Source organism: Mycolicibacterium septicum DSM 44393 (assembly GCF_000455325.1).
Lineage (GTDB): Bacteria > Actinomycetota > Actinomycetes > Mycobacteriales > Mycobacteriaceae > Mycobacterium > Mycobacterium septicum.
This window is the reverse complement of sequence record NZ_HG322951.1, coordinates 2,122,797-2,143,865: the sequence shown is the minus strand read 5'-3', so window position 1 is coordinate 2,143,865 and position 21,069 is coordinate 2,122,797. Positions and strand designations below refer to the sequence as shown.

Below are 21,069 nucleotides of genomic sequence, written 5' to 3'. Positions count from 1 at the left end.
ACCTCCTAGCCCGCGAGCCAGGACGTGTACTTGTTGGCGATTTCTTCCTGGTGTTCGGCCCAGTACCCGAGATCGAGTGGGAACCGGTCCTTTTCGCGCTCCGGCGTGGTGGTCAGGTACGACCGCGCCAGGTCGTCGAGTTGCGGCTTGGCATCGACGTTGATCGGGCTGTAGGACGTCAGTTCGGCAAGCTTGGCCTGCTGCTGGGCGCCGAGGTAGAAGTTGATGAGCGCCATGGACGCCTTGGGGTTCTTGGCGCCGACGGGAACGGCGATCGTGTCGGCCTCAGGCATCCACTGGTCCCAGATCGGAGCGAACGGCGCCCCGTTCTTGACCGCCGAGTATGCGCGCCCGCTCCACACCAGCGCCATGTCGACCTGGCCGGACTCGATGAGCTGCTGGGACTGTGCGCCGGTGGTCCAGAAGACCGTGTCGTTGCGGATGCTGTTCATCTTGGCCAGCGCCCGGTCCATGTCGATCGGGTAGATCGCCTCCGGGGCGACACCGTCGGCGAGCAGCGCACCCTCGAGGACGCCGGGGTCGAGTTCACCGGGCACGCCTTCGATGGCGCGCTTACCGGGGAACTTCGCGGTGTCGTAGAAATCGGTCCAGGTCTTCGGCGGATTCGCCCCGTACTTCTTGGTGTTGTAGACCACGATCAGCCCGTAACCCATTGCGGGGACCGAACAGTCGTCGGTCTTGGTGCCCGCGGGCAGCTTGCTGATGTCGACGATGCTGGTGTCCAGCGGCATGAACAGCGTGCCGCAGTTCTTGGCGGTGAACACGTTGGTGCTGTCGACCACGTCCCAGGTCACGTTCTTGGAGTCGACCTGAGCCTTGATCTTCGAGTTCTCGGTAGGCCCGTCCTGCAACACCTTTGCGCCGGACTGCGCGGCGAACGGTTCGATCGCCGCCTTCGTCTGCCCGTCCTGGAAGATGCCGCCGTACGACACGAACGTCAGGGTCATGCCCTTGAGAGCGCCTTCTTTGACGGTGCCGGCCTGCGGTGGTCCGCTGCCCAGATCGACGTCGGCCGCTTGGCCGGGACCCGCAGGCGTACACGCGGTGGCCAGGAGGACCCCGGCAGCGATCAAGGCGGACACACTGCGAGCGGCAGGCGACATGTTCATTGGGGATCTCCTTCGGATCTGGGCGGAAAGGTGTTCGCGGACATGGGCACATCCGCAACGGGACGAGCGGCCCGTCAGGTCGGCCAGTCGGTCGGGGGGCTGACAATCCAGATGAGCTCGACCGGCGCGTCACTCAAGTTGTGCACGGTGTGCGGCATGGACGTGCGGTACTCCGCGCTGTCACCCGGCTCGAGCACGTAGCGCTCGCCGTCGAGCTCCAGGGTCGGAGTGCCCGCGATGACGATCAGGATCTCCTGCGCGTCACCGTGCACGTAGGCCTCGCCTGCGCTCGACCCGGGCGCCAGTTCACCCGCGTAGACCTCGAGGTTTCGCAGCGGCTTTTGCGACAGAAGGTATTTCGAGCTCAACTCTGACACCTCGATGGTCGGCCGCGCCGCCTTCCGGAGAATGCGGACGTCGGTGACCTCGTCGTCGGTGAACAAGTCGGGAAGCACGATGCCCAGCGACTGAGCCAGGCGGCGCAGGGTTCCGACACTCGCGTTGACCTGCCCGCGCTCCACCTGGCTGAGAAAGCCCGGGGAGATACCGGCACGATCGGCCAGCTGCCGAAGAGACATCTTCCGCGCGGCCCGGAACTGACGAATCCGGCCTCCGACCACGGTGTCTGCCGTTTCAGCGGGATCCGGCTCGACGGTCGCACTCATATCGAAACATCCGTTCGTCTCAAAAGAGCAAGAGGATTGTTTTCAGCGAACACTTTGTTCGCTCAAGCCGAACCCTATGTCCGTTTGACGGCGATTCGCAAGGCTTCGATCACATCAACCAAGGATTGTGATGTAGACCACACACGCGCTGTTATCGTCGATTACCCAGTGGCAGACCCACGATTCCCGCAGCGACAATCGCTTTTCACGACCGATTTCGCGGTGCGACTGAGGGTGCCTAATGCCTGCCGAGCACGTGTGGGCCGGTGCGCTCAGGCACACCCGCCGCGAAGCGGCTCAGCGACCACTGGGCGACATCCGGGTCCGGCGTGCGCCCTTCCGCGAGATCGGCGAGCACCTCGCCCATCAGCGCGGAGTACTTGAAACCCTCCCCCGAGTCGCCGCATGCAACGACGATTCCACCCTCGAGCCGGTCGACGATGAAGGTGCCATCGGGAGAGTCGGTCCAACTGCAGACCTGAGCATCGAGCACCGTCGGAACAACAGCGGGTATGTCGGCCTGGATCCGATCGCGGAGCACCGCCGTCCGCCCACCGTCAGGGGTCCGGTCGACATCGTCGGCCCGGTAGTCCCGCAGCGGTGCGTCCAAACCGACCTTGTAGCCCGCACCGGGCGACGGCATGGCGTAGATCCCCGGACGGTCGGCCGACGGCCCATCGAACAGGCATGGAAAGTCTTCGGTGGCAGCCGGATTCGCGGGATCGCCGAAGTACACCACCTGTTCCAGGTATGGGTGTAGCGACAGGTCCAGCCCGAGTGGCGACAGTAGGTGTCCGGCCCCCGGGCCGGCTGCGATCACCGCGACATCCGCGTCGATCACGTCTCCCTCGGCCAGCACCACCCGGACGCCATTGGCGGATCTCTCCACGCCGGCCACGTCACGTTCGAGAAGCGTTGCACCGGAGGCACTCTGGAACAACATCAGCTGAGCTTGCAGCGATGCGGCGGCCAGCACGACGCCGGCCACCGGCTGCCAGAGAGCGTCCCTCCCGTCGCCGCGCAGACCCGGGAAGAACCGATCCACGTCACCGGGAGCCACGCTCGTGTACGCGACCCCGAAGGCGTCCAGTGTCGACGTCACGGCCGGCAGCGACTCGTCGTCGCGCCACAGCAGACCACGGGTGAGGAACACCGGGGTTCCCGCCCGCTCGGCGAGGCGGTGCATGGCGTCGACACCACGCTGCGCCGTCCGCACCCGCAGCGGATCAGGATCGGCGAGCCGCCACAACCGGGTCGACCCCGCCGAGGAAGACAATCCGTTCAGCGGGCCGTAGCGGTCGATCAGCGTCACCCGGTGCCCGCGGCGGGCCAGTTCCGCCGCGGCGGGCAGACCCCAGGCACCCGCACCGATCACCACGCACGTCATGGTCACTGCGGGCAACCTCCCGACCGGATGCTCAGCGCTTGCTGAAAATCGTTCGGTGCCATTCTTTTTCGGCCACACCCGTGATGTCGCTCATCACGTGCTTGATGGTGAGGTACTCCTCAAACGAGTAGTCGCTCATGTCCTTGCCGAATCCCGACGCACCGACGCCGCCGTGCGGCATCTCGCTGATGATCGGGATGTGGTCGTTGACCCACACGCACCCGGCGTTGATCTCACGTGAGGCGCGCTGTGCCCGGTACACGTCCCGCGTCCAGGCCGAGGCCGCCAGGCCGTAGACGGTGTCGTTGGCCTGCCGGATCGCGTCATCGTCGTCGGCGAAGGCCCGCACCGTCAGCACCGGACCGAAGACCTCGTCGCGGTACACCTCGGAGGTCTCGGCGACATCGGCGATGAGGGTGGGCCGGTAGAACGCGCCGGGCAGATCAGGGATCACGCCACCGGTGACCACGCGGCCACCCTGCTCGGGCGCCCGCGCCACCATGCCGGCCACCTTGTCGCGGTGCGCGAACGAGATCAGCGGGCCCAGGTCGGTGTCGGGATCGTGCGGATCGCCGACGACGATCTTGCTCATCACCTCGGCGACACCGGCGACGAAGTCGTCGTACAGATCGCGGGCGACGATCGCCCTGGTGGCGGCGGTGCAGTCCTGGCCCGTGTTGATCAGCGCACCGGCCACGGCGCCTTGGATGGCGGCATCCAGGTCGGCGTCGTCGAACACCACGAACGGGGCCTTGCCGCCCAGCTCGAGCTGGGTGCGGTGGCCGTGCGCCGCGGCGGCGGTCATCACCTTGCGGCCCACCGGCGTGGATCCGGTGAACGTGACGACATCGACGTCGCGGTGTCCGGCCAGCGCCGTGCCGACGTCGGCGCCACCGCCGGTGACGACGTTGAACACGCCGTCGGGCAGGCCGGCCTCGGTGGCCAGCCGCGCCAGGGTGAGGGTGGTCAGCGGGGTGATCTCGGCGGGCTTGATGACGACCGAACAGCCGGCGGCCAAGGCCGGGATCACCTTCCACACCGCCATCTGCAGCGGATAGTTCCACGGCGTGATGGTTGCGACGACGCCAACGGCCTCGCGCCGGATGCTCGAAGTGTGATCACCGGAGTACTCGGCGGTGGCCTTGCCTTCCAGGTGCCGTGCCGCACCGGCGAAGAAGTCGATGTTGTCCACGCTGCCGGGGACATCGAATTCGGTGGCCAGGCGTACCGGCTTGCCAGTCTGGCTCACCTCTTCGGCGACCAGCTGGTCGGAATGCTCATCAGCGAGCTTGGCCAGTTTGGCCAGTACCGCCGACCGCTCGGCCGGCGTCGCCCTCGACCAGGCGGGGAATGCCTTGCGGGCGGCATCCACGGCGTCGTCCACGTCCGCCGGAGTGGCCAGCGCGTAGTCGGCGACAGGCCGGCCGGTGGCGGGGTCGATGATTTGATGGGTGGCCCCGGCCGTCGCCACAGGTGCACCGTTGATCCAGCTGCTCGTCACATTCACTGCCACGCTCATGGAGCCCCACGGTAACCGATGGGCGATCCGATCTCTACGCAATCCCGCGCTCGGGCCCGGTTCAAACGAGGGATTTCATCGATTCGGTTGCCCTAAACGACGGATTCCGTGCACAATCGGTGCATGACCAACCCTGATGGTCCCGACCTTCAGGCCGTGCCACTGCGCGTGAACAATTCTCGCACCGCCTTTCAACTCGACGAACTGTCGAAGGCGATCATCGAGAAGCTGCAGGCCGACGGCCGCCGTTCGTATGCCGGAATCGGTAAGGCCGTGGGCCTGTCCGAGGCCGCGGTGCGCCAGCGCGTCCAGCGCATGGTCGACGCCGGCGTCATGCAGATCGTCGCGGTGACCGATCCGCTGCAACTCGGGTTCGCCCGGCAGGCGATGATCGGCATCCGCTGCACCGGCGACACCCTCAAGTTGGCGGAGAAGCTGTCCGCCATCGAGGCCGTGGACTACGTCGTGCTGACGGCCGGGTCCTTCGACGCCATCTGCGAGGTGGTCTGCGAGGACGACGACAGCCTGCTGGAACTTCTCAACACCCAGATCCGCTCATTGCCGGGAGTGATAACCACCGAAACCCTCGTCTATCTGAAACTGGTCAAACAGCAATACAATTGGGGAACTCGATGAGCGTCACCGAAAAGTCCGATCTAGGAGCCAAAGCCAACCGCCACCTGTGGGGGCACTTCGCCCGCCACGGGGAGGGCATCACCCCGCCGATCATCACCCGTGGCGAGGGCGTCCACATCTTCGACGACAAGGGCAAGAGCTACATCGACGGCCTGTCCGGTCTCTTTGTCGTCCAGGTGGGCCACGGCCGCAAGGAGCTTGCCGAGGCCGCGGCCAAGCAGGCCGAGAAGCTGTCCTTCTTCCCGCTGTGGTCCTACGCCACCCCGCCGGCCATCGAACTGGCCGAGCGCGTCGCCAACTATGCACCGGGTGACCTGAACCGGGTCTTCTTCACCACCGGCGGCGGCGAGGCCGTCGAGAGCGCATGGAAACTGGCCAAGCAGTACTTCAAGCTGACCGGAAAACCCGGTAAGCACAAGGTGGTTTCGCGTGCCATCGCCTACCACGGCACGCCGCAGGGCGCGTTGGCGATCACCGGAATCCCGGCGTTCAAGGCTCCGTTCGAGCCGTTGACCCCCGGCGGCTTCCGAGCACCGAACACCAACTTCTACCGGGCGCCCGCCGAATACGCGCACGACGAAAAGGTTTTCGGCCGCTACTGCGCCGACCGCATCGCCGAGGCCATCGAGTTCGAGGGTCCCGACACCGTGGCCGCGGTGTTCCTCGAGCCCGTGCAGAACGCCGGTGGCTGCTTCCCGCCGCCGCCCGGGTACTTCGAACGGGTCCGCGAGATCTGCGACGAGTACGACGTACTTCTGGTGTCCGACGAGGTGATCTGCGCGTACGGCCGCATCGGTTCGATGTTCGCCTGCGACGATTTCGGCTACGTGCCCGACATCATCACCAGCGCCAAGGGCCTGACGTCGGGCTACTCACCGCTGGGCGCGATGGTGGCCAGCGACCGGCTGTTCGAGCCGTTCAACGACGGCAAGACGGTGTTCGGGCATGGCTACACCTTTGGCGGACACCCGGTTTCGGCCGCGGTGGCGATGGCCAACCTCGACATCTTCGAGCGCGAGGGCATCAACGCCCACGTCAAGGAGGCCGCTCCGGCGTTCCGGGCCACCTTGGAGAAGCTGTACGACCTGCCGATCGTCGGCGATGTCCGCGGTGAGGGCTTCTTCTACGGAATCGAGCTCGTGAAGGACAAGGCCACCAAGGAGACGTTCAACGACGAAGAGTCCGAGCGGCTGCTGCGCGGGTTCCTCACCCCCGCCCTGTGGGAAGCGGGCTTGTACTGCCGCGCCGACGACCGTGGCGACCCAGTGATCCAGCTGGCCCCACCGCTGATCAGCGGGCAGGCCGAGTTCGACGCGATCTACGAGGTCCTGCACGGCGTGCTCTCCGAAGCCGGAAAGCTGCTCTAGTTTTTGGCTCGAGCCTGCGGTGAGATCGCGCTTCGTCACGAAATGACGATCTCACCGCAGTCTCGGTACGAGAATGACCGGATGCCACGCAAGCCACCCATCGATCCGGTCCGCTGGACACCACCTCCGATCGACCCGCTTCCCGCCTTCGGGCCTGCCGAGCTGACCATCGTGCCGGTGCCCGGGGACGGACCCGAGGACGTCGTCGCCGACGCAGCCGGACAGCTGTGGACCGGACTGGTGGACGGGCGAATCGTGCGCGTCTCCCCCGACGGCGCCGCCACAGTCGTCGCCGATACAGGTGGGCGCCCGCTCGGCATGCATGTCGCGCGCGACGGAAGGGTACTGGTCTGCGACAGCCACCGCGGGCTGCTGGCACTGGACCCGACCACCGGCACGATCACGACGCTGGTCGAATCGGTGAATGGCAGGAAGCTGAAGTTCTGTTCGAATGTCACCGAAACATCCGACGGCACAATTTATTTCACCGAGTCGACCAGCCACTTTCAGTTCGAGCATTTCTCCGGAGCCATCATGGAAGCCCGCGGGCGGGGCGGACTGTTCCGGCTGGGTGTCGACGGGTCCGTCACCACGCTGCTGGAGGGCCTGTACTTCGCCAACGGCGTGACCGTCACCGCTGACGAATCAGCGTTGGTGTTCGCCGAGACCCAGGGCCGGCGGCTGTCGAAGTACTGGCTGAGCGGGCCGCAGGCCGGCACCGTGACGCCGCTGGCGGTCCACCTGCCGGGGTACCCGGACAACATCTCCACCGGTGCCGACGGCCGGATCTGGGTCGCGATGGTATCCCCGCCGAACGCCGCGGCCGAATGGCTCGCACCCCGGGCGCCGGTGATCCGAAAAGTCCTGTGGCATTTGCCCGATCGGCTCCAGCCGCAGATCCGTCCGCAGGTGTGGGTCCTGGCGTTCGACGCCGGCTCCGGGGACGTGGTCGCGGGTGTGCAGATGACACGTCCCGACTTCGGCACCGTCACGGGGTTGGTCGAATCCGCGGGCAAGCTGTGGATGTCGACGATCGCCTTCCCGGCACTCGCCTACACCGAACTCGCCGCCCTGACTTAGTGCGTTGCGGCGCCGCCACTCTTCAAGGCATGGCTGACACGTCGCGCGCCGTCTCCCAATGCGGTCATCTGCTCCCGATTCAGCGGTGCGAGGTAGAACTGTCGCACCAGCATGGCGTAGGTGCGCAACGCCGGCCGCAGGCGCTCCTGACCGTGCCGGGTGATCCCCACGACGACGCCTCGCCCGTCTTCGCGGCTGCGGAATCTGCGGACCAACCCGCGTTCCTCCAGCCGACGGACCTGCCATGTCACCCGGCTCGGCGCGAGAACCAGCGCGTCGGCCAGAGTGCCCATTCGCATACGTCGGCGCACGTTCTCGTTGAGGAGATTGAGTAGATGCACGTCGGGAACCGCGAGACTGTGCCTGGTGATGAGAGCGGCGTTGATCTCCCGATAGAGCATCTCGGCGGACTCACCGAAGTTGCCCCAGTGCCGCCATTCTTCATCACTGACATCCAGTACTCCTCGGGAGTTTGGGGATTCAATTGCCAGCATCGACTCGAACTGCTCCTTCGCCGCGAGGCCGCCGACCCGGCGACCGCTGGGAAGATCACAGCCCAGCCAGAAATATCGGTCTATGCAGAATGGGACAGCCCAGTTGCGTCTTACACTGCCGATCCATGGACGTGCCGTTGGTCCGGACCCGGATCACCCAACTCGAGGACCTGCGCAATGCGGTCAACGATGCCGGGCTGAGCGCGTTCCAGATGTCGCGTGAACCGCCGCGCGGCAGTCTGATTCATGCCGCCGACGGCGGAATCGCGTTCAGTTCCGGCCGCTTCGACAGCCGGGTACAGATCCGTGGCCCGTTGTCTGCCGATGGCGTCTCCATCGCCGTCGGCCTGCGGATTCCACCCAGGAACCGGCTGCTGTTGCGAGAAATCGACTCGGGCATCGTCACGATGTTTCGCCCCGGCGATGAGCACGAAGCCTTTCACGATGTCGATTCGCTCTACGCCGTCGTCACCCTGCGCGAGGAGACGCTTGAAAGCGAAGCCGAGCGGTATGGACTCAGCCTCTCCCCCAACGTTTTCCGGCGCACCGGTATCCACCCCAACCCCTGGAGCAGGCACATCTCGCCGCCATCTCGGCCCACCTGGCTCGGGTGCACCGGGGCGGCGACCACGCGCAGCTAGGCTCAGCGGCACTGGCCGACATCGTCGCGGCATTCATCGGTCACTTCGCCCGGCAGCCGGCGCCGTTGCCCGCTTTCACGCTGCGGCAACGTCAAAGAATCGTCGAGATGACCCGGTCACACATCGACCGGAACCTCGACAAACGTCTCGACATCGAAGGCCTCGCTCGGCTCGCCGGGATCTCCCGTCGCACCCTCGCCCGGTCGTTCCACGAAACCCTGGGTGAGTCGCCGCAGTCCTACATCGCGCGGATGCGCCTGCATCGCATCCGGTCCGATCTGCTCGCCGGCAGTGATCCGGGAGCCACGATCGCCGACGTATCCAACAGGTGGGGCATCAGCGAACTCGGTCGCATGTCCGCCCGATACCGCAGCTTGTTCGGCGAGCTGCCGTCACAAACCAGGATGCGCGCTTCTCGCTGATCGAGCGCTGAATCCCGCACTGGAACGGGTTGCAGTTCTGGCTTATAGCAAGGCTCCTGTAGCACCATATTTGAATCTTGAAGGTCTGTGCGCGTTGCTGTAGCGGCGCTAGCAGGACAGTATCTCCATTTCAGAAAGCATATGAGCACACAGACGCGCGTCGCGATTTGAATTGAACTTTCTCCGACATCGCGGCCTAGAGCCTCTCGTTCCGCTACTTTTCTGGTCGTTCAGCCACGTTCCAGGAAGGAACCATCGATGCAATTAGCCCTGCGGCCAATCACCACGGCCGGCATAGCGCTCATGGGGGCGGGTGTCATCGCCGCAACGCCGATCGCACCCCCACCGGTTGCGGCATCGACCATGCAAGTCTCGACCGCGTCGGTCGCCCTTACGTCCACCGTCGACCCCCTCACCCGCTGGGTCGAGGTGATTCAAACCTCCACCACCAGTCTCAGCAATCTCGCCGATTACTACATGGACAGGCCGCTGCCGATCGCCACCGAGGTGATCAAGAACCTGCAGACCTACGCCGGAATGGTGGCTACTGCATTGCCAGCAACTGCCACCAACTTGCAGAACTGGGCGAATACCTATGCGGGTCCTGGCATCCAGAAGGCCATCGGGGAAATGCAAGCCGGACAGTTCGAACAGGCTGCAGCAACAATCAACACTTTCCTCGGCTACTTGCCGTTCGCACTGGTTCCGGCGATGGATCTACTCAAGATCCCGAACTTGATGTTGGATCACGCCTACAGCGTCGCGAAAGACATAGTCTCCGTTACGACACTCGCGAATCTTGTTAACGTTCCCCTTGGGCAGCTAACCCTCGCAATCGGTGCGCTCGGCACCAGCGCGCAGGGCATCCAGGACGCATTCGAGACCGGTGACATCGCCGGTGGACTATCGGGCATCGCCAACATTCCTGCGGATCTGGTTGACAACACACTCAACGGCTTGGGTGGGCTGATCAACTTTCGGCGGGGGGGTACGTGCCAATGCTTCATACAAGGCGGCGCCGTCCTGAACCTGTTGATCAAGCTGCCGCGGACCATCGCCGATGGGGTAGCGATCCCGACGACAGCCGCAGCCGCGCTTGCCGAGTTGCCCGCGGCAACCGACACCGTCGTCGAGTCCGCGCCCACACTTGCCGCACTGCCGCCGGCAAATCCAACACCTACCGGTCCGGCGGCCAGTGCGGCATCGGCGAATACCACGGCCGCCGAACCCGCTGCCGCGCCCGAGGACTCCACCACTGCAGCCATGACGGCCGTCACCGCCAATTCCACTGGCACGACCGAGCTTTCGGACGGCACCAAGACCGAGACCAGCAATGCCGCCGGCACAGTGGCGCGTCCGGGTCAACAGCTGAGATCCTCGGTGCAGAACGCAACCGACCAGGTCGACAAGCGGGTCAAGAAGCTGCGCAGCGATATCGAAAAGTCCGTTAAGAAGGTCAGCGACAGTATCTCGAAGGTCGGCAAGAAGAAGACCGCCGCCAGCAGCGCGGCCAGCAATGCTGCCGCCGCCGACAAGAATGACAAAGCCGGCAGCGACGACTGATCCGCTCCACAGGTGGTGGCCCCCGCACCCGTAGGCGGGGGCCACCGCCATGTACCCAGTTTTAACACCAGTCACACACGTCACAGCGTGGCAAACCGGAAATCGGGCGACAATCGCCTAATCTTCGGACACGATGGCGACCTTGCGGAGGACTACCCAGCGAGCCGTGTCGGCGTTCGCGGCACTGGTGATGGTGACGGCACCCCTGATGACGGCCGGTGTGGCCAATGCCGACCCTGCGCCCGAGTGCCCCTACAAGGTGACGACCCCTCCGGCCGTCGACGCGTCGGAAGCACCCAAACCCGGCGAGGTCGCCCCCGGACCGCTGCCGGTGCCCACCAAGACGATTGGTGGCGAAGCGCTTTCCGGTTGCGGCGTGATCACCGCGGCGAACACCCCACCGCTGCCCAACGATGTCTCCGCCGAGGCCTGGGTGGTCGCCGATCTGGATACCGGTGACATCATCGCCGCGAAGGACCCGCACGGACGCCACCGCCCGGCCAGCATCATCAAGGTGCTCGTGGCCACCGCCGCCCTCAACGAACTGAACCTCAACAAGTTGGTCGCGGGCACTCAGGACGACGCCAACTCCGAGGGCACCCGCGTCGGCGTCGGCCCCGGTGGCCGCTACACGATCAACGACCTGCTGCACGGCCTGCTGATGCACTCCGGCAACGACGCCGCGCACGCACTCGCGGCCCAGCTGGGCGGGATGGACCCCGCACTGCAGAAGCTGAACATCTTGGCGGGCAAGCTCGGCGGCCGCGACACCCGCGCCGCCACCCCATCGGGCCTGGACGGCCCCGGCATGAGCACTTCGGCCTACGACATCGGACTCTTCTACCGATATGCCTGGCAGAACCCGGCATTCGCCGACATCGTGGCGACCCAGACCTACGACTTCCCCGGGCGCGACGGCAATCCGTCCTATCCGGTGGAGAACGACAACAAGCTGCTCTACAACTATCCGGGCGCGATGGGCGGCAAGACCGGGTACACCGATGACGCGGGCCAGACCTTCGTCGGTGCCGCCAACCGCGACGGCCGGCGCTTGGTGGCCATCCTGATGAAGGGCACGCGAGTGCCGATCGCTCCGTGGGAGCAGGCAGCACACCTGCTCGACTACGGGTTCGCGACCCCACCGGGAACCAAGGTCGGAACCCTCGTCGACCCCGATCCGTCATTGATCACGCCCAAGGCCGACGAGCCGACCTCGGCCCAGGCGGCGTCGGTGCTGCCGCCGGCCGATTCACTGCCGGTGCGAGTCGGTGTGGCCGTGGTCGGTGCCGTGATCGTGTTCCTGTTGATCATGGGCGCACGGTCCCTGAATCGCCGTCCCGCTCGCTGATCAACACCTCCCGATAGGCCTCCAACCAGCCGGTATACGCCGGCTCGCGGCTACCCCTTGCCGTTTTCTGACCGATCGGTCTAATCTCAGACCATGCGGTCAGAGCGGACGAAGACGTTTACCGAACAGGCCCGCCGTCGGCAGATTGTCGAAGGCGCCCTGGAGGTGATCGCCGAACAGGGCTATCCACAGGCGTCACTGGCGCGCATCGCCGAACACATCGGCATCGCGAAAAGCGCTGTGTTGTATCACTTCACCAACAAGTCAGAAGTGGTCGAGGCGGTCTTCACGGAAATCTTCAACCTTGGCGCCGCGGTGATCGTCCCTGCGGTCAACGCCGAAACCACCGCGGCGGCAAAGCTGTCCGCCTACATCCGGGCCAACATCGCGTTCGTCGCAGCCAACCGGTCAGCGGCCGTGGCGATGCTCGAGCTCATCTCCGGATACCGCGACGCGGACGGATTGCGGGTCGACCAGGCCGCGGCCAAAGCCGTCCAGGAGAATCCCCCGACCGGAGACCTGGCCGCTCTCGACCCGCAGAGCATCTTCGCCGCCGGGGTGGAAGGCGGTGAGTTCCGGGAACTGTCACCGCTGTTCATGAAGAACATCCTGCGCGGCGCGCTGGACAGCGCAGCCCAGGAGTACGCCCGCGACCCCGACTACGACGTCATCGCCCACGGTGAAGTGCTCGTCGATGTCTTCGAGAAGGCCACCGCCCCGTGACCACCATTGTCATCGCCGCCTTCGGCAGCCGCGGGGACGTGGCCCCGTACACGGGTCTGGCGCAACGACTCGCCGTCGAGGGCTACCGCGTCGCCGTCGCGGCCCAGGAGCCGTACCGGGAACTGGTGTCTGGCTGCGGAATTGAATTCCGCTCACTGCCCGGGGACACCGAACGCGCCACCAAGGCCTCACCGGCCGCGCAGGCGTTCGTCGACGGCGCCAGGATGCGGCCGTCCCGGGAACTGCTCGACGAGATGCGCGAGGATCTGCGCCAGCTGGGCCGCGGCTTGATCGAGGTCGCGAAAGACGCTGACCTGCTGTTGCTTCCGTCCGTCGCGGCTCTGCTCGGATACCACGTCGCCGAAGGACTCGGCATCCCCAGCGTCGGGGTGTTGCTACAGCCGACCGCACCCACCGGCGACTTCCTGCCGTCGGTGCTCAGCGCCCGATCGCTCGGCCGCTGGGGCAACCGCATCGTCGGCCGGTTGGGCGCGCTCGGCGACAAAGCACACCTTGCGCTGATCAACGAGCTACGCACCGAACTCGGGTTAGGCCCGACCACGTTGGCGGGGTATCAAGGCAGACGCGCGGCCACGTGGCCCGTCCTGCACGGGTTCAGTGAGCACGTGGTGCCGCGGCCCGCGGACTGGCCGGCGCACCTGCAGGTCACCAGCTATTGGTGGCCGTCGGAGCCCGACAACTGGTCGCCGCCTGCGCAACTGGTCGACTTTCTGCAAGCCGGTCCGCCACCGGTATTCGTCGGTCTCGGCAGCACCGCAACGGCGCGGGGACCCGAGCTGTCCGACGCCATCGGCTCAGCGCTGCGTGCCACCGGCACCAGGGCCGTGGTGCAGAGCGGCTGGGCCGGGCTGCACTGCACCGGCGACGACGTTCTGATGGTCGACGAGCTTCCGCATTCATGGCTGTTTCCCCGGGTCGCGGCAGTCGTGCACCACTGCGGCGCGGGCACCACCGCCGCGACGCTCCGGGCCGGTGTCCCGTCCATACCCGTCACCGGAATCATGGACCAACCGTTCTGGGCGAAGCGCCTGCGACTCCTGGGCGCCGCACCTGCCGCCCTTCCGCGCGCCAACGTGACCGCCCCCGAACTCGCCACCGCCCTGCGCGAAGTGTGCGGCGATCCGTCGTATCGGGCGCGCACTCAACAGCTCTCGACGCTGCTCGCCGGCGAGGACGGAGCGGGGTCGGCAACGCACCGCATCACCGAACTGCTCGATCGATCACAGGAGGTACACCATGGCCAGTGACGCATTGATGGGTAACGCCCTGCTGGCCGGGGCAATCGTGCTGGCCGGCGGAGCGATCGGCGCCGGCATCGGCGACGGACTCGCCGGCTCGCAGTTCATCGCCGGTGTGGCCCGCCAGCCAGAAGCCCAAGCGCGCTTGTACACACCGTTTTTCATCACGGTTAGCCTCGTGGAGGCGACGTTCTTCATCAACATCGCGTTCATGGCGTTGTTCGTCTTCGCCACCCCGGGCGGATAGATGGCGACCATCGCGATCATCGCCATCGGCAGCCACGGCGATGTGGCACCGCTGACCGGGGTCGGTGCGCGATTGCAACGAGCCGGGCATCGCGTGATCGTGGTGGCGTATCAGGCATTCGCCGAACTCGTCACCGGATGCGGGCTGGAGTTTCACGGACTCGCCGACGAACTCGACAACCCGTCATCCGATCTGTCGGACGTGTCAGCACGCCAAGCCGCGAAGGCCATGGCGGCATTCCTCTCACCACGCGGCATGCAGACGCTGGGCGATCGCGTGTTGGCCGCCATCCGTGACGAACCGGTGGACGCGCTACTGCTGTCACCGTTCGCAGAGCTGGCCGGCCATCCACTTGCCGACGCACTCGCTGTTCCCGGCATGGGCGTTCGGTTGCAGCCGTTCTCGGCGACCGCCGACCATCCACCGGCGGTGTTGGGAGCGTGGTCCGCCGGGCGGTTCGGGAACAGGGCGGCAGCGCGGATCGGTGAGGCGATGATCGACGGACTGTATGGCAGGACCGTCAACCACTTTCGTGCGCAACTCGGTCTCCCGACGGCTCCGGCCCGGGTGCTGCGACGTCAGCGCACCGATGCTCGTTGGCCGATCCTGTACGGCTACTCCCCCACCGTCCTGCCCCGGCCGGCCGACTGGCGGCCGGGTATCGACGTCGTCGGCTACTGGTGGCCGGAGCACGCAACCGGATGGCAACCGCCCACCGAGCTGGTGGAGTTCCTCGACGCCGGCCCGCCACCGGTCGTCATCGGCTTCGGCAGCACGGTCAACAGCCGCGCCGAGGCCCAACGGCTGTCCACGCTTGTCGCACAGGCGGTTCGGGTCGCGGGCGCCCGTGCTGTGATCCAGGCCGGCTGGGCGGGGCTCGACGTCAACGGGGACGACGTGATCGCGGTCGGCGAGGTGCCCCACGACTGGCTGTTCGCGCAGGCGACGGCCGTTGTGCACCACTGCGGCGCGGGCACTGCCGCGGCGGGACTGCGTGCCGGTGTGCCGGCGATCGCGGCACCGGGCCCCTACGGCGACCAACCGTTCTGGGCGCGGAGGTTGTTCGACCTCGGGGTCAGCCCCCGGCCGATCCCGCAACGTCGACTCGGCGCCGACAACCTCGGTGAAGCGATCCGCGACGTGTTGTCGGATAACAGCTTCGGCGACCAGGCGGCGAAGATGGCGGCAGCCATCGCTGCCGAGGACGGTGCGGGCGAGGTTCTCGCAGCCGTTCAGAAGGTGCTCAGCTGAGACTCAGCGATTTCGCGGGTTCGACTGACAAATAATTGCCACTCAAGTTAAATACATCGCGGTCCTGCCAATCCGCCGCCGCTCTCGGCGGGTTGGCAGGCTCACCCATGCCAGCGCCCGAGTAGCTGCTCGGCCCCTTCGGACAGCGATCGGACGATCTCGGCCGCGCCCGCCTGCTGACGAACCAGCCCCACACCCTGCCCCGCATTGACCGGCGATCCGCGCAGCACGCGCTCGGGGATGGTCGCCGGCCACCGATATCCGGCCGCGACGTCGTATTCGGTGGTCAGCTCGGTCGCCTCACCCTCGGCCGCCAGCAGCGCGTCGCGCGCCACCACGGGCGTCAGCGCCTCGGCGCATGCGGCGAAAGCTGTGCCGACCCAGGCGGCGCCCGCCCCGGCGGCCAGCACTGCAGCCACGGCCCGGGGCGAGGAGATCCCGCCGGCCGCGAGCACGGGAACGTCGACGGCGTCGAGCACCTCGGCCAGCAGCGGCAGCGTGCCCATCGTCGGCTCACCGTGACCGCCGCCCTCGGCTCCGCGTGCCACCAGCACGTCGACGCCGGCATCGACGGCGCGCCGGGCCGCATCGACCGTGGCCACCTGGGTCGTCACCGTCAGGCCGGCATCGTGTGCCCGGCGCACCCAATCCCAGTCCTGCCCGAAGCTGACGCTGAGCAACGCAGGCCTGGCGGCCAGCGCGACGTCGAACAGATCCGGCCGGTCCTGGGCGACCCAGTGCACCAGGCCAATTCCGAATCGCTGCGCATCGAGTTGCGCCAGTTCGGCAGCCAACTGCTCGGCTGTCGCCGAACTGCCCATCCCGACCATGCCCAGGCCGCCGGCGGCCGAGACCGCGGACGCCAGCCGGCCTCCGGCCGCGCCGCCCATCGGCGCGTTGACGATGGGGACATCGATGCCGATCGACCGCGACCAGGTGGTTGCCAAGCTCACAGCCTGCAATGTTACGTCGTTGTTACAATGGGGATCGCCAACACATGGCACCGGACGAGGCGCACCCGTACCCGGCCAGCGAAAAGACGGGGTGTTTGGAGGTGTGCCATGGCCTGGTTGATTCTCGTCATCTCGGGTGTCCTCGAAGCCGTCTGGGCGACCGCCCTGAGCAAGACCGAGGGCTTCACCCGCCTGGTTCCGTCAGTCGTGTTCTTCGTGGCGCTTGCGTTCTCGATGGTCGGACTGGCCATCGCGATGCGCAGCCTGCCCCCTGGCACCAGCTACGCGATATGGGTGGGCATCGGCGCGGTGCTCACCGTCGGCTACGCGATGATCACCGGCGCCGAATCCGCTTCGGTGATCAAGGTGGTGCTCATGCTCGGCGTCGTCGGCTGCATCGTCGGCCTCAAGGCCGTCAGCCACTAACGCCGCAGTAATCGCGAAAGCCCGAGAGCACCAATGGCTCCCATGGCGGCCGCGGCCAAAGCGCCGGACACCCCGATCCCCTCGCGGACCTGCACCCTGGTGACGATCTGCGCGGGGTTCGGTGGTGGCACCGGCGCCTCGGCCAGGCTCTCTGTGGACGTCGCCGCCCAGGCCGTCGCGAACAGGATCAGCCGCGCGGTGACGTAGGCGAACACCATCAGGCCCAGCACCGGGCCGAACGTCGCCCCGGCGGGCCCGCCCAGCACCGACTGCAGGTAGATCGACGCCACCTGCTTGAAGATCTCGAAGCCCACCGCCGCCAGGAGGCCGGCCCGGATCGACCGGCGGAAGGGCACCGGTTCGCGCGGCAACCGGGAGATGATCCAGCTGAACAACAGCCACGAGATCGAGACCGATACGGCGATCGATATGACGCGCAGCCCGCTACCGAGCAGCGCGCCGTCGTGAAGGCCGATCCAGCGCAACACCTTCCGCATCAACGAGGGGTCGCCGAGTACGGTCAGCCCGATGGTGACCACCATCGCCAGAAACGCCGACACCAGGGCGAGCAGGTCCGAGAGCTTGTTGCCGACGAAGTTGGACTCGGCGTGTTGCTCCCACATCTGGCTCAGCGCCTCGCGCAGGTTCGCCATCCAGCCCAGGCCGGCCCACGCCGCGGTCGCGAGACCGATCACGCCGACCGTGCCGCGCGAGGCAATGGCCGAATCCATCAGGGTCACCAGTTGCTGGCCGAGATCGCCCGACACCGCTTGCCGAATCCGCTGCTCGATTTCTTCGAGCAGATCAGGCCGTCGCGACAGCAGGAAACCGCCGGCGGCGAAGCCGACCATCAGCAGCGGGAACAGCGCGAAGATCGTGAAATAGGTGATGCCAGCGGCGTAGAAGTTGCCGTTGCAGTCGTTGTAGCGCTCCTGCGCCCGCATCACATGGTCGAACCAGGGCAAGCGCGCACGCACACGGTCGAGCAGTCCCGGCTTCTCGGGCTCGTCCACCGCCAACCCCTCCCTGGCGCTTATGGCGTTTGCTGGAGAAACCCTATCCTGTCGTAAACCCGAGCGAGGGTCTTCCCGGCGACCTCCCGGGCGTGTTCCGCTCCCGCGGCAAGAACCGACTGGAGTTCGGCCGGGTCATCCAGCAATTCGTCGACGCGGGTCTTGATCGGCGTGACGAACTCCACCACGGCCTCGGCGGTCTCCTTCTTGAGATCGCCATAGCCACGGCCCGCATAACCTTCGACCAACTTGTCGACATCGGTACCGGTCACCGCGGACTGAATGGTCAGCAGGTTCGAGATGCCCGGCTTGTTCTCCTGATCGAACCGGACCTCCCGCTCGCTGTCGGTCACCGCCGAACGGATCTTCTTGGCCGTGGCCTTCGGATCGTCGAGCAGGCTGATCAGCCCGGCGTCACTGGCCGCCGATTTGCTCATCTTCGCCGACGGGTCCTGCAGGTCGTAGATCTTGGCGGTGGCCTTCGGGATCATCGCCTCGGGCACCACGAAGGTGTCCGGGAACCGGGCGTTGAAGCGCTGCGCCAGATCCCGGGCCAACTCCAGATGCTGGCGCTGGTCCTCCCCGACCGGGACCAGATCGGTGTCGTAGAGCAACACGTCGGCGGCCATCAGCACCGGATAGGTGAACAGCCCCACAGTGGTGGCGTCCGCGCCCTGCTTCTGCGACTTGTCCTTGAACTGCGTCATCCGCGACGCCTGACCGAAACCGGTGAAACATCCGAGCACCCAGGCCAATTGGCTGTGCTCGGGGACATGGCTCTGCACGAACACGGTGCTGCGTGTCGGGTCGATGCCCAGTGCCAGGTACTGCGCGGCGGTCACCAGCGTGCGCCGGCGCAGGGTCTCGGGGTCCTGCGGCACGGTGATGGCGTGCTGGTCGACGACACAGAAGAACGCCTCGTAACCGTCCTGCAGCTGCGCCCAGTGCGTGACGGCACCCAGGGCATTGCCGAGGTGCAGGGAGTCAGAGGTGGGCTGGGCGCCCGAGAATACGACCTGTTTGCTTCCGCTACTCATGATGATCTGATTTTCGCACTGGCGTCATCCGGATTCTTCGCGGGTCAGCTGCTGCAGCACCCGCAGGAACACTTTCCGATCATCGGCAGTCAGTTCACCCAGCCAACGCTCCTCCCCGCGCTGGATGTCCCGCTGGACCGCATCCTTGACCGCGCGACCCACCTCGGTGATGGCCAGCAGCCGCACCCGGCGGTCGTCGGGGTCGGCCTCGCGCTCGATGAAGCCCTGCTGTTGCAGGTCATCGAGGGTGCGGATGATGCGGGTCTTGTCGGCGCCGATCGCATCGGCCAGGGCCGCCTGCGTCCGCACCGAGGAGCGATCCAACGTGAGCAGGACGACGTAGCCCCACATCGACAGGCCATGGGCGTCGAGCACCGGCTGCTCGGCGGCGATCATCTCGCGCAACAACGGGGCGAGCATGGCCGCCAGGTCGGGGCGCTTCGACATTCGATCAGCGTAAGCGTTGCCATATGATGTGCTCACGCTTATCGTAAGCGTATGCCTACTATTGAGACCGATCTACGCCCCTTGCACCGTGTCGCCGTCCTGCGTTCCGTCGACGTCGTCGACGCTGTCGGCACATCCGACCTGGACAGCCCAACCCCCTGCGCGGGGTGGACTCTGGGCGATCTGCTGGCCCACATGACCGTGCAGCATCGCGGGTTCGCCGCCGCCGCCCGCGGACACGGCTCTGACGAAGCGCACTGGAACGTCGAAACGGTGGCCGACGCCGTGCGTGCCGACCCGACCGGCACCTACGCCGCGGCCGCGCACGACGTGCTGGACGCGTTCGCCGCCGACGGGATCACCGAGGCGACGTTCGCCCTACCCGAGTTCGGACCGGATGCGACGTTCCCGGGCGCGCTGGCGATCGGATTCCACCTCGTCGACTACGCGGTGCACGGCTGGGATGTCGCGGCCAGCCTCGGTGCGGCCTACGAATTGCCCGATGACGTCGTCGCTGCCGTCCTGCCATTGGTCATGGCGATCCCCGACGGCGACTTCCGCGAGAGTCCGGCCTCACCGTTCGACCGGGCCGTCAGTGCCTCGGCGGCAACAGATTTCGACAAGGTACTGCTACATCTGGGCAGGCGCCCGGACTGGCGTCAGCCGTAGCTGACCGTCACCGGTGAGTGATCCGACCACCGCAGTGCGTACAGCTCGGCCCGATCCACCCGCGCGGAGGTGGCTTTGCCCGCCAGCGTCGGGCTGGCCAGGTGATAGTCGATGCGCCAGCCGGCGTCGTTGTCGAAGGCCTTGCCGCGCCACGACCACCAGCTGTAGGGCCCGGCCACATCGGGATGCAGTACCCGCACCACGTCCACCCAGCCGGTCCCCAGCAGTTCGGTGAGCCACGCCCGTTCACTGGGCAGGAAGCCGGCCTTCTTGAGGTTGCCCTTCCAGTTCTTGATGTCGTTCTCGGTGTGCGCGATGTTCCAGTCACCGCACAGCACCGCGTCGCGGCCGTGCAGCTCGGCCATCCGGGCCGCGATGGTGGCCATGAACCGTTCCTTCTCCAGCTGCCGGTCCGTCTCGGCCTCCCCGGTCGGGACGTACACGCTGGCCACCGTCACTCCCGCGGTATCGACTTCGAGGTAGCGCCCGTGGGCCTCGAACTCGTCGGAGACCAGCAGCCGCGACGCCTCGATGGGATGCCGGGACAACACGGCAACTCCGTTGCGGCCCTTGACATGCGGTTCGGCCGAGGCGACGTTCCAGCCGTCGGCAAGGGCCGGCGTCAAGGCATCGTTGAGCTGCTCGTCATCGGCGCGGGTCTCCTGCAGACACACGACGTCGGCCTCGGTTTCCTTGAGCCAGGGCAGCAGGCCGAGGTTGTCGGTGGACCGCTGCTTGACCGCGGCGCGAATACCGTTGACGTTGATGGTGCTGACGGTCAGGGGTGCCGGA

23 protein-coding genes and 1 riboswitch are annotated in these 21,069 nt (G+C 66.5%); of the genes, 13 read left to right on the top strand and 10 right to left on the bottom strand.

Going from position 1 to position 21,069, the window contains the following annotated elements:
- Positions 1 to 5: 5 nt before the first annotated feature.
- The 4 genes from TX88_RS10095 to TX88_RS10080 all read right to left on the bottom strand — a co-directional run bounded on the left by TX88_RS10095 (position 6) and on the right by TX88_RS10080 (position 4,701).
- Complete coding sequence (locus tag TX88_RS10095) at positions 6 to 1,130, bottom strand: ABC transporter substrate-binding protein (RefSeq protein ID WP_044516484.1); 1,125 nt, start codon at positions 1,128 to 1,130, stop codon at positions 6 to 8.
- Positions 1,131 to 1,204: 74 nt separating this feature from the next.
- The gene (locus TX88_RS10090; protein ID WP_044516483.1) at positions 1,205 to 1,795 is read right to left on the bottom strand and encodes a type II toxin-antitoxin system RelB family anti-toxin; all 591 of its coding nucleotides are present in this window, start codon (positions 1,793 to 1,795) and stop codon (positions 1,205 to 1,207) included.
- Between the two features lie 238 nt (positions 1,796 to 2,033).
- Positions 2,034 to 3,182: an FAD-dependent oxidoreductase gene (locus TX88_RS10085; RefSeq protein WP_044519269.1), complete on the bottom strand. Its 1,149-nt coding sequence runs from the start codon at positions 3,180 to 3,182 to the stop codon at positions 2,034 to 2,036.
- A 31-nt stretch (positions 3,183 to 3,213) separates the two neighbouring features.
- A complete protein-coding gene (locus TX88_RS10080) occupies positions 3,214 to 4,701 on the bottom strand; it encodes a gamma-aminobutyraldehyde dehydrogenase (protein ID WP_044516482.1) in 1,488 nt (495 codons plus the stop codon).
- A gap of 123 nt (positions 4,702 to 4,824) precedes the next feature.
- Here TX88_RS10080 and TX88_RS10075 point away from each other — a divergent pair, with 123 nt between their 5' ends.
- The 3 genes from TX88_RS10075 (at position 4,825) to TX88_RS10065 (ending at position 7,784) form a co-directional block, all read left to right on the top strand.
- Positions 4,825 to 5,337, top strand: a complete 513-nt coding sequence (locus tag TX88_RS10075) for an Lrp/AsnC family transcriptional regulator (protein WP_036440614.1) — start codon at positions 4,825 to 4,827, stop codon at positions 5,335 to 5,337.
- On the top strand, positions 5,334 to 6,704 hold the full coding sequence (locus tag TX88_RS10070) for an aspartate aminotransferase family protein (RefSeq protein ID WP_044516480.1): 1,371 nt from the start codon (positions 5,334 to 5,336) through the stop codon (positions 6,702 to 6,704). The genes TX88_RS10075 and TX88_RS10070 overlap by 4 nt, the downstream gene beginning before the upstream one ends.
- Positions 6,705 to 6,785: 81 nt before the next feature.
- Positions 6,786 to 7,784 carry an SMP-30/gluconolactonase/LRE family protein gene (locus tag TX88_RS10065; protein ID WP_044519268.1) on the top strand — a complete coding sequence of 333 codons (999 nt, stop codon included), beginning with the start codon at positions 6,786 to 6,788 and terminating at the stop codon, positions 7,782 to 7,784.
- On the opposite strand, the gene TX88_RS10060 is transcribed toward TX88_RS10065, so the two are convergent.
- Positions 7,781 to 8,278 (bottom strand): MarR family winged helix-turn-helix transcriptional regulator, encoded by a 498-nt coding sequence (locus TX88_RS10060; protein ID WP_044516478.1) that lies wholly within the window; start codon positions 8,276 to 8,278, stop codon positions 7,781 to 7,783. The genes TX88_RS10065 and TX88_RS10060 overlap by 4 nt on opposite strands.
- Before the next feature lie 125 nt (positions 8,279 to 8,403).
- Between TX88_RS10060 and TX88_RS10055 the strand changes: the two genes are divergently transcribed.
- From TX88_RS10055 to TX88_RS10020, 8 genes are all read left to right on the top strand, one after another.
- Positions 8,404 to 8,919: a hypothetical protein gene (locus tag TX88_RS10055; protein ID WP_044516477.1), complete on the top strand. Its 516-nt coding sequence runs from the start codon at positions 8,404 to 8,406 to the stop codon at positions 8,917 to 8,919.
- 107 nt (positions 8,920 to 9,026) lie between these two features.
- A complete protein-coding gene (locus tag TX88_RS10050; RefSeq protein WP_162563115.1) occupies positions 9,027 to 9,341 on the top strand; it encodes a helix-turn-helix transcriptional regulator in 315 nt (104 codons plus the stop codon).
- 258 nt (positions 9,342 to 9,599) lie between these two features.
- Positions 9,600 to 10,904, top strand: coding sequence for a hypothetical protein (locus tag TX88_RS10045; RefSeq protein WP_162563114.1), 1,305 nt, complete (start codon positions 9,600 to 9,602; stop codon positions 10,902 to 10,904).
- A 133-nt stretch (positions 10,905 to 11,037) separates the two neighbouring features.
- Positions 11,038 to 12,252 carry a D-alanyl-D-alanine carboxypeptidase family protein gene (locus tag TX88_RS10040; RefSeq protein WP_044516473.1) on the top strand — a complete coding sequence of 405 codons (1,215 nt, stop codon included), beginning with the start codon at positions 11,038 to 11,040 and terminating at the stop codon, positions 12,250 to 12,252.
- Positions 12,253 to 12,345: 93 nt separating this feature from the next.
- Positions 12,346 to 12,975, top strand: coding sequence for a TetR/AcrR family transcriptional regulator (locus TX88_RS10035; protein WP_044516472.1), 630 nt, complete (start codon positions 12,346 to 12,348; stop codon positions 12,973 to 12,975).
- Positions 12,972 to 14,243 (top strand): glycosyltransferase, encoded by a 1,272-nt coding sequence (locus tag TX88_RS10030; RefSeq protein WP_044516470.1) that lies wholly within the window; start codon positions 12,972 to 12,974, stop codon positions 14,241 to 14,243. Before TX88_RS10035 ends, TX88_RS10030 begins: the two co-directional genes overlap by 4 nt.
- Positions 14,233 to 14,481, top strand: coding sequence for a F0F1 ATP synthase subunit C (locus TX88_RS10025; protein ID WP_039378287.1), 249 nt, complete (start codon positions 14,233 to 14,235; stop codon positions 14,479 to 14,481). The genes TX88_RS10030 and TX88_RS10025 overlap by 11 nt, the downstream gene beginning before the upstream one ends.
- Positions 14,482 to 15,732 (top strand): glycosyltransferase, encoded by a 1,251-nt coding sequence (locus tag TX88_RS10020; protein ID WP_044516467.1) that lies wholly within the window; start codon positions 14,482 to 14,484, stop codon positions 15,730 to 15,732.
- 101 nt (positions 15,733 to 15,833) lie between these two features.
- On the opposite strand, the gene TX88_RS10015 is transcribed toward TX88_RS10020, so the two are convergent.
- Positions 15,834 to 16,694: an NAD(P)H-dependent flavin oxidoreductase gene (locus TX88_RS10015; RefSeq protein ID WP_084621854.1), complete on the bottom strand. Its 861-nt coding sequence runs from the start codon at positions 16,692 to 16,694 to the stop codon at positions 15,834 to 15,836.
- Positions 16,695 to 16,716: 22 nt separating this feature from the next.
- Positions 16,717 to 16,781, top strand: a riboswitch (guanidine-III (ykkC-III) riboswitch).
- 12 nt (positions 16,782 to 16,793) lie between these two features.
- Here TX88_RS10015 and TX88_RS10010 point away from each other — a divergent pair.
- Positions 16,794 to 17,111 carry a DMT family transporter gene (locus tag TX88_RS10010; protein ID WP_044516464.1) on the top strand — a complete coding sequence of 106 codons (318 nt, stop codon included), beginning with the start codon at positions 16,794 to 16,796 and terminating at the stop codon, positions 17,109 to 17,111.
- Here the strand turns inward: TX88_RS10010 and yhjD are convergent.
- Genes yhjD through TX88_RS09995 form a run of 3 tightly spaced genes read right to left on the bottom strand, consistent with a single transcriptional unit; the run spans position 17,108 to position 19,608 of the window.
- On the bottom strand, positions 17,108 to 18,124 hold the full coding sequence (gene yhjD / locus TX88_RS10005; protein ID WP_044516463.1) for an inner membrane protein YhjD: 1,017 nt from the start codon (positions 18,122 to 18,124) through the stop codon (positions 17,108 to 17,110). The genes TX88_RS10010 and yhjD overlap by 4 nt on opposite strands.
- A 20-nt stretch (positions 18,125 to 18,144) precedes the next feature.
- The gene (gene trpS, locus TX88_RS10000) at positions 18,145 to 19,161 is read right to left on the bottom strand and encodes a tryptophan--tRNA ligase (RefSeq protein ID WP_044516461.1); all 1,017 of its coding nucleotides are present in this window, start codon (positions 19,159 to 19,161) and stop codon (positions 18,145 to 18,147) included.
- Positions 19,162 to 19,185: 24 nt separating this feature from the next.
- Positions 19,186 to 19,608, bottom strand: a complete 423-nt coding sequence (locus TX88_RS09995; protein WP_044516459.1) for a MarR family winged helix-turn-helix transcriptional regulator — start codon at positions 19,606 to 19,608, stop codon at positions 19,186 to 19,188.
- Positions 19,609 to 19,659: 51 nt separating this feature from the next.
- On the opposite strand from TX88_RS09995, the gene TX88_RS09990 reads away from it, so the two are divergent.
- Entirely contained in the window at positions 19,660 to 20,277 is a 618-nt protein-coding gene (locus TX88_RS09990) for a TIGR03086 family metal-binding protein (RefSeq protein WP_044516457.1), read from the top strand.
- Here TX88_RS09990 and TX88_RS09985 read toward each other — a convergent pair.
- A complete protein-coding gene (locus TX88_RS09985) occupies positions 20,268 to 21,059 on the bottom strand; it encodes an exodeoxyribonuclease III (protein WP_044519267.1) in 792 nt (263 codons plus the stop codon). The two genes, TX88_RS09990 and TX88_RS09985, sit on opposite strands and share 10 nt — an antisense overlap.
- Positions 21,060 to 21,069 lie beyond the last annotated feature (10 nt).